The following is a 7,603-nucleotide window of genomic DNA, read 5'->3' on the forward strand; positions in this document are numbered from 1 at the left end:
GATTTAGAGCAAATAGATACTACGGCGCGTAAATTTCAGGTGGTGGGTAAGGGAAACAAACAACGATGGTGTTTTTATAGTGAGGATGCTGCAAAAGTTTTAGATGAATATATTAAGTCTTATAGGAATACAGGTTGTAGTGCATTATTTACTGCACAAAATCCATTCCCTAAAGAGGTTAGGCGCTTATCTTATCGCAGAGTTCATGCTACTTGGTGTGAGTTGACGGCACAAAGTTCCGTCTTAAAAGGTATTCGGCTTCACGATTTGCGACATACGTTCGCTACAGAACGAGTAGGGTTAATGTCTGTTGAAGAATTACGAGCTTTGATGGGTCATGAAAAGATTCAGACTACATTAAGATATCAAAAAGTAACTTCGCAGCGGGCAGAAGAAGTGGCACAAAAGGCTTTTAACATTCTGACTTCTATCGAATCAGGGATGTCTAATTGAATTAGATTAAAGCTGCATAAATAATATACTTTTTGAGCATCTAGGCTATATAAGGGAGAGTAGTGACTATACTCTGCTGTGGTTAACTGAGTGTTGACCCAGCGACCCGGTGCGGTCTCAGTGAAAAAAAGGCTGTAATCCCGACCTGGAAAGGGTTTTAACTACTACTTTGCGGCTGGTGTCAGCTTCGCTATTTCTAGGCCGAGTAGGACGCTCTGCGGGTTGGCGAGTAATCAAGGTGCTGAGCAATGCGACATAGCCAGTTCGTAAACCCCTTGTAAGTTCACCAGTAGCAACTGAACAGAAAATTGTGCTAAAGCTAACCTGAGTTGGGGTAAGCAGCAGGCAGGAAAAACGCATTGATATTGAGAGGGCTTATTGGGCTGACGGCAATAGACAATTAGCCCACAGTCAAAATTCCCTAAGAAATTGACCGGGCTGCAATGCCTAGAATGCTCAATGTGAGAGATACCTAGTTTTTATTATCCTGCGTCCCAACATCGCCCTATATCTATATCTATGTAAGGAGTCAGACCTAGCGCATCTATGGTGACGGCTAGAAGCTTGGGCAAAATGTAAGCCGGCACTTCTGCCAAAATTGCCCGAAATACTTTACTTCCATACCCTTCGAGTAGACTTGCTAGATCATGCGCGACTTCGTTGGGACTAGAATCACCGGCATCTAAATCCGCAACCATCGCCGGCATCAAGGTTCGGGCAATAGCCAGGTTCTCTCCATCTAGTTCTTGCTTGTCAACTTTTCCTTCTAAAACGTCTAAAAGAAAAAGTTGACACCGCTTTAACGCACTGAAACCCCCAGGCACTATGGTTTTTGCGGCTTTACTAATAGCTTGGCGGGTCACACCTAATTGAGAGGCGACGCTCTGGCAAGTTGGGGTGATGCCGCCTTTAAAAGAAGTCCACATCAGCTCAGCAATCGCACGCGCCGTCTGCACGCCCTTTTTAGCCGCTGCCGGTGTGATGTCGTAAGCATCAACGATATTGACTGCCGCGCCAGGGAAAAACTCTTGCAGCCGAGTCGGCATTTGTCCACCGCGTTGCCCTAAAAGATAAACAGTTTTGGGGCAATCTGGGGTGAGATGTGCTCTTAAACGCCCAACCAGCTGCAAATCCTCGCTTGCCACCTGCCGGTCTACCCAATCCCAAAACCTGCCACCGAGATGGGTCGGATGGGTAGAAATGCCGGTGAGGGCTTGATATTGCTGAGCCAAGGCGTTGAGGTTTGCCAAAGGTTTTCCCATCCCAACAATGACATCGCAATCTGCAAAAGCGTTACTGCCCCGGTTGTCAACAAACCAGTGGCCGATAACATCAGCCGAATATTTGTAAACTTGATTTTTAGGGCCAATAAGACCTATTTTTTGGCCGGGATGTTTTGCTTTGATGCTATTTAAAGCGGCTGCAAATCGGTTTTCCGCAGAGTAGATGCTACTTTCCTCCTCGTTTTGACTCCCCCACTGTTTCGAGTAAGCGCCAATGTCATTAATTAAATTGATAGTGAGGTTTGAAAAAGCTTTTTCAACTATCTCTTGCTCTACCTCTAAAACTGTATCAGGGTCAAGATTAGCTCGTGAGCATAAGTCAGACTTAGACATGGTGGCGTCAAGAAAGATTCTAAACCCGAACCCCTGAATAACATGGCGGTGTCGATTGTAGCGTCGGCTAATTGTTACTCGCCCATCTGCATAAAAAGTGATATGAGCATAGCGGTCTTTGTTGGTTAGGATGTTAACGATTTGGCTAAACCATCTGACAAAAAATTTCTCTTTTATTTGAGTCTGTTTTTGTGCTGGCGAAAGATGGCCTGAGAGAATTTCATGCAAATTGCCTTGCAGTACCTCATCGCATTGAGCCGCCAGTTCCCACAGGCTAGGCATTGCCCAAACATCAGGAGTATTAAGCCACTCAGTATCAGCCTGGTATAAATCTTGGGCTAATAGTTTAATGGCATCTACATGAGTTAAGCCAAAACGAGGATTGATTTCGGCACGATTGATTTTGTCAGCCCAGTCCATGACAATGGGATAGACTAATTCGTAAAGGGATGGGTTTTGCTGATAAATGGCTCGACAACTTGCTAGTATTTCATCCCACTTAAAGGTCACAGTTTTATTGATAGCCAGGGTCTTGCTTGGCTCATCAATAATGCCAATATCCGTATTTTTAGGAGTCGGCATTTGATCTGGATGCGCTCTCAAGAAATTCTCAGTTTCTAGTTGCTGAGAACGGGTATTTAAGAATCCACAATTAGTAAATAAAGGGCAGGATTCGCAGATGGCAGAATTCTTACCTCCATGTGCTACAAATCCTTTCCCCTCGCTCAAAAGATGAAAAGTTTCAGTTTCGGGACAGTTGCTGGGAATGTCAGGGTTTTCGCCCTTCGCTCTGCGAATATATGGATTGTCAAGTGCGGTGCGGTGTGAATGGTCATAAACTTGTCCGTTGTGTCGAGCCACGAGCTTTGTGAATTCTCTCTCGACGCTAGCAGTTGTCGGATTTTCCGCATCTCCAGACAGGTAAAAAACCCGATTAAATTGGCTGTAAAATTTTCCTAAGCTAATGTTGCCGGCATCGTGTGATTTACCAAAGCCGGTGAGGCTGCGATCATAAACACTCGCCCATCCTTTCTTTTGGGCTTCAGCCCAGACATTGAGCCGTTGACCGTTACCGTAGGTAATCTTAGGCCGGCCTAGTCTGACCCATTCTTCAGGGGTTGGGAGATTTCCTGGTTCATAAGCTAGACGTAGTTTGCCAGCCACTAGGCGTAAATGCTTGGCCCAAGGTGCCAGCACAATCGCGCTCGATGTTTTTTCTGAGGCTGGCAATACTGGCTGCTTATTGCAGCGCTTGGTATTGTATGCACTCCAAAACTTCTGTGCTCTGCGTGTGATTTTTCGCAAAAAGCTTGATAGCTGCTGGCCTAAGTATCCTCGCTGCTGATCTAATCCAAATCGTTCAAGCCATTGTTGCCGGTTAATGGTTGCAGGCTTGGATTTGCGTGTCGGCTGATTTTGGCGGCACTGGTAAGCGGCAATGCACGCTTGAAGCGCTTCATCTGGAAGGCTAGCAGAAGGGGTGCCACGACTGGCTGAACGCCAAATCCGCTCGATATCTCTTGGGGGGAGGGGAGGGGTACATCGGCTGCAATATTCCTCGAAAAGTTGGTGGGGGTCGTTGGCGAAGCGAATCCCCAAGGTGAGAAGCTGGTTGGCTGTGCCAATTAAGTTTCGGGCAAGTTTGTAGCCGGCATTGTCGCGGTTGCCCTCGCCGGCACCCGCTGCTATGAGTGCGCGATCGTCTTTGGAAAGGCAGATTTCCAGAGGGATGGTTGAGCCGTTGTAAGTAAACTCATGCTCAACCGGCTTGTATTGAGATTTAGGGAAAAGGTCGGATTCTGGTTTTTGCAGAATTGCTGAAGTGTCTGCTTTTTTTCGTTTGGCTTTTTGCCACTGTCGCCACCGTTCATCACTGAGGCTGTGCGGGAATAAGTCGGTGGAGTTGAGCGCGGCTTCAAAATCTTCTGGTGAGTAAGTGGCATTGCTCCACTGCTCTAGGGTGATTTGTGCCGGCTCACTTAGTTTGCCATCAATAAGTTTGCGCCGCACCAGTCCGGGCAAGCGCATCGCACGGGCGGCATTGCAGATGATGGGGTCTGAGTTCTGGATAACTGCTAGTTTGCGGTTAAGTCTGAGCCAGTGCTGGGGGTCAATTTTTTCCTCAAGACGGAAATAAACGTGTAGGGATTTGCCGCCGGTGAATACGACGGCTGTCGGCTCTAATCCTGTGCGCTCTTGCAGTTGGTTGAGGGCTTCCCACTGTTGGTTTAGAAGCAAGTCATCAATTTCATAAAAAACAAGATGGGTGCCGGTAACATGAGCGTTGCTGATGCCGCCCTGTGGTTGATTGGGGTAAAAGTAGATCGTTGCGCCGGCGTGACTTAAATCTAGAGCGTGAGCAAAGCCGTCGGTGTAATGTTTGTCGGTGGGCTTCCAGATTGAGTTGTCTTTCTCGTCAGTGCCGGCATATTCGCAGAGCGCAAGAGAGAGGCTGGTACTGGTGACGATGCCGGTGTAGACGTAATTTACTGGGTCGCCATTTTTCTTGGTTGCCCACCAGGTTGGGGGTGAGGTTTGAAAATCCCATGAAGCTTTGAGCCAGATTTCGCCGGTGAAATCAATAGCTTGTAGAAATTGGGTGAGGGCTTCCTTGCTATGTAGTGCCTTCATTTAGCACCTCCAGCAATCGAGCGGGCGCTGGTTGCAAGGATTGTTGCTGCGTCTGCCGGCTCTCCATCCACCAGTTGCCAGTTATATCTGGCTAGCCGATCGCCTAGTCTCTGTAGTCGATCAGTCCCGATCTTTGGATAGCAGGTGATTGCTACTTGTGGACGCGGTGTATAGAAAAGTTCTTGAAAACTACGGTTCTCCCGTGGAGTTCCTGTACTGTAGCTATCTTCAGAATTCATGGATGAGGCACCTTAGTGATGGGGGTGCCTTCTGCTTTTTCAGGGGCTGGAAGGATTAGTTTGTATTAGGACTGGACAACTGCCCTATTGACATCCTTTCCAAAATTTCTCCAAACTGCTAAGCTTTTTCTATGTATTTATGTTTGCGTACCTTTTGGAAGGCGCTAGCCCAGTCCCTTGACAGGGGAATGGGGGTTTCGGGCGAAAAAGCTTTTGCAAGTGCAGAAAAGCCCCTAGCTGTTTTGCAGAAGGACGTTTCTTTTTCGGCTTCTTTTCCGGGGACTTAGTATCCCCGAATCTGGAGGTATTCTATAGGATCACCGCGCAAGTTTGAGAAATTACTGGTTTTCCTGATAACTTTTTGTCGATTGCCTCGCTAAACAGCGATTGTGAGGTTAGGCGTGCAGCAGCTCACGACTATAAAGGCCACACCCTCTACATCCAAGCCACCAAGTCCGGTGTTTAAAATACGGTAAATTGATCGGGGTTAACGCGATAGGCTGCTACTTATCCTTATGCTTAGCGGTGCTGTTCAGTTGGCTTACGGGCTGATTGCGGCACAATGGTGGCAGTCATGTTGCTTATTGAGCGGTTCTCAATTTTGCTCGTGTTAGCAACCGCTCAATACACATCAGGCTCAGCGTAGAGCGACGAGTTGGATGGCTACGAGCAAGAATGTGATTTATCCTTGGGCTATAAAGTAAGTTGGGATCAGCTCAACGATGGCGTTAAGAGGCTGTCTCTAAACAATTGTTAAGTAGGCTCAGGAGATTTTCCTGACCGCCGTAACATCAGATGAATCATTGCTCCATGAATCATGGCTTGACTCATTTCTGGTAACACCTCATAGTCCTTACTTAAACGTCGATAGTAATTCCACCAGGCGAAAGTTCGTTCCACAATCCAACGCTTAGGTAAAATCTCAAATCCAGCGCTTTGACGGGCGTTTTACTTCAACCGATGCCCCTGTTAATTGTTTCACCCCTCGGGCAAAATTCGCTCCACTAAATCCCTGATCCACCCAGATGACTCTGAGGTTTTCCCTGGCTGACACACTGGTTAAAAGAACCAGGCTAGCTCCGGCTAATCGCTCAGGACAATTTGCTGACAAGACAATCACCGTGATTAACAGTCCGAGTGTATCGACAAGGGCACCCCGCTGGCGTCCTTTGACCTTTTTAGCGGCTAAGGCTTCGCCTCGCCAAAGGCGAACATAACCGTAGAGTTCCCCATTTTTTCCGTCGTCTTGACGGATTGGGAATCGAGAACACCGGCACCCGCTTGCCCTGTTTTCCCGACTACTTGCCGAACTTGTGTTCTTAATTGGTCATGAATTTGTTGCCAAACACCGAGTCTTTGCCAATGGCGTAAGTATTTATAGACCGTTTGCCAAGGCGGGAAATCACCCGGCAATCCTCGCCAAGAAATGCCTTCGCGCTGAAGATAAAAAATGGCGTTAACAATTTCTCTGAAATCGACTTGTCTGGAATGACCTATGACCGATTTGGCCGGCAGCAAAGGTTCGATAAACTTCCACTCACTGCCAGTTAAGTCGCTCGGATAGGTTTTGCGAGACATCTTTGTACGGCTTTCCACTGACTTCAGCTTGACTCAAAAGTTTGGCTTTGGTTGCTTCCTTTTACATTTCTTTAGAAACAGGCTCTTAATCGATTTGCGAGAAGTTTATATCACCGAAGAAAAAGAAGATTTATCTTGGCCTATTTTTGGATTTATACCGGAAATGTTTCCTTCAGCCTCAAGACGGAGGAAAGGACAGCAGGAAGTAAATATGAAGACTGTTAAACACAGTGAGGATATCGATTCTCTCTTAAACGAAAACCATCTCAGTTCTCGAAAGAGCAAGACAACGGAACTGGGAGAGCAATTTATCGAATATATTGAAAATCCTTTTACAAGAGTTGAACCTTTGTAACATTCAACTTAATAGCGACTTAGCCCTAAAAGTACAGCTAGCCTTTACTTCAACTAGAGAAGTCTCGTGCTGGTTAGTGCAGGCTATCCAAATATACAAATTCCCTGACAAGGCTCCTACAGTGGATGAGATTTGCAGTGCGGGACGAGAATGCTAAAAGGGTAGCTTTGTGAGGTGTGCGATGAAATATTGGATACTCGGATTCATTACCATGCCGCTTTTTTCCAGTTCGGCAGTTGCTCAATCAATCAGTTATCCCCTCACTCAGGTGCCGGCTGCAGATTCGGTGCTAATTGCAGCCCATCCAGCTCCCCAAAAAGCGATTGATGACTGGCGGATTCGTTTTTCTACCGGCTTAACCCAGAATTGGGGCGTCGCAAAATCCACTCTGACAAAACGCAATACATCAGCGAGTGGGCAGCAATTGAAGGAGTGATGCGCGATAACTTGGTCTATACGAAGAATGTCTGCGGAGTAGGACGCCAAGCGTTTGAGTGGATGCTCTCCAGCTATGATCATCAAGGTAAGAATGGGATTGTGTTATCCGGTTCTATGCTGGCTATTGATTTGATTGAAATGGTCTTTTTGCTTCGCTACCCGAGCATTGTAGGAAGTATTAGAGGGCATTTCCAAATAAATTGTTAAACTTATCCCTGCTGTTGACCGAGACGTTGCAACATTAACCGAATCATTGCTCCCTGAATCATGGCCTCGCTCATCTCTGGTAACAG

Annotated in this window: 6 protein-coding genes and 1 pseudogene; 3 read left to right on the top strand and 4 right to left on the bottom strand. The window is 46.8% G+C overall.

Features of this window, described 5'->3' with window-relative positions; translation table 11 throughout:
- Positions 1–453: tyrosine-type recombinase/integrase (locus H6F73_RS20580; RefSeq protein WP_190760650.1), on the top strand; the 453-nt coding region annotated here is incomplete at its 5' end.
- Between the two features lie 482 nt (positions 454–935).
- Here the strand turns inward: H6F73_RS20580 and H6F73_RS20585 are convergent.
- From H6F73_RS20585 to H6F73_RS20595, 3 genes and pseudogenes are all read right to left on the bottom strand, one after another.
- A complete protein-coding gene (locus tag H6F73_RS20585) occupies positions 936–4,700 on the bottom strand; it encodes a primase C-terminal domain-containing protein (RefSeq protein WP_190760651.1) in 3,765 nt (1,254 codons plus the stop codon).
- Positions 4,697–4,939: a hypothetical protein gene (locus H6F73_RS20590; protein WP_190760652.1), complete on the bottom strand. Its 243-nt coding sequence runs from the start codon at positions 4,937–4,939 to the stop codon at positions 4,697–4,699. Before H6F73_RS20590 ends, H6F73_RS20585 begins: the two co-directional genes overlap by 4 nt.
- Before the next feature lie 753 nt (positions 4,940–5,692).
- A pseudogene (locus tag H6F73_RS20595) lies at positions 5,693–6,517 on the bottom strand (IS5 family transposase).
- A gap of 28 nt (positions 6,518–6,545) precedes the next feature.
- Between H6F73_RS20595 and H6F73_RS20600 the strand changes: the two are divergent.
- Both H6F73_RS20600 and H6F73_RS20605 read left to right on the top strand, forming a co-directional pair.
- Positions 6,546–6,872: a hypothetical protein gene (locus H6F73_RS20600; RefSeq protein WP_190760653.1), complete on the top strand. Its 327-nt coding sequence runs from the start codon at positions 6,546–6,548 to the stop codon at positions 6,870–6,872.
- A 211-nt stretch (positions 6,873–7,083) separates the two neighbouring features.
- A complete protein-coding gene (locus tag H6F73_RS20605) occupies positions 7,084–7,308 on the top strand; it encodes a hypothetical protein (protein WP_206754755.1) in 225 nt (74 codons plus the stop codon).
- A gap of 104 nt (positions 7,309–7,412) precedes the next feature.
- Here the strand turns inward: H6F73_RS20605 and H6F73_RS26250 are convergent.
- Positions 7,413–7,603: hypothetical protein (locus H6F73_RS26250; protein ID WP_206754756.1), on the bottom strand; the 191-nt coding region annotated here is incomplete at its 5' end.

Source organism: Microcoleus sp. FACHB-68 (assembly GCF_014695715.1).
Classification (GTDB): Bacteria; Cyanobacteriota; Cyanobacteriia; order Cyanobacteriales; family Oscillatoriaceae; genus FACHB-68.

Coding starts and splice junctions, on each gene's coding strand:
- H6F73_RS20585 (WP_190760651.1), bottom strand. CDS start 4,700: ATGAAGGCACTACATAGCAAGGAAGCCCTCACCCAATTTCTACAAGCT.
- H6F73_RS20590 (WP_190760652.1), bottom strand. CDS start 4,939: ATGAATTCTGAAGATAGCTACAGTACAGGAACTCCACGGGAGAACCGT.
- H6F73_RS20605 (WP_206754755.1), top strand. CDS start 7,084: ATGCCGCTTTTTTCCAGTTCGGCAGTTGCTCAATCAATCAGTTATCCC.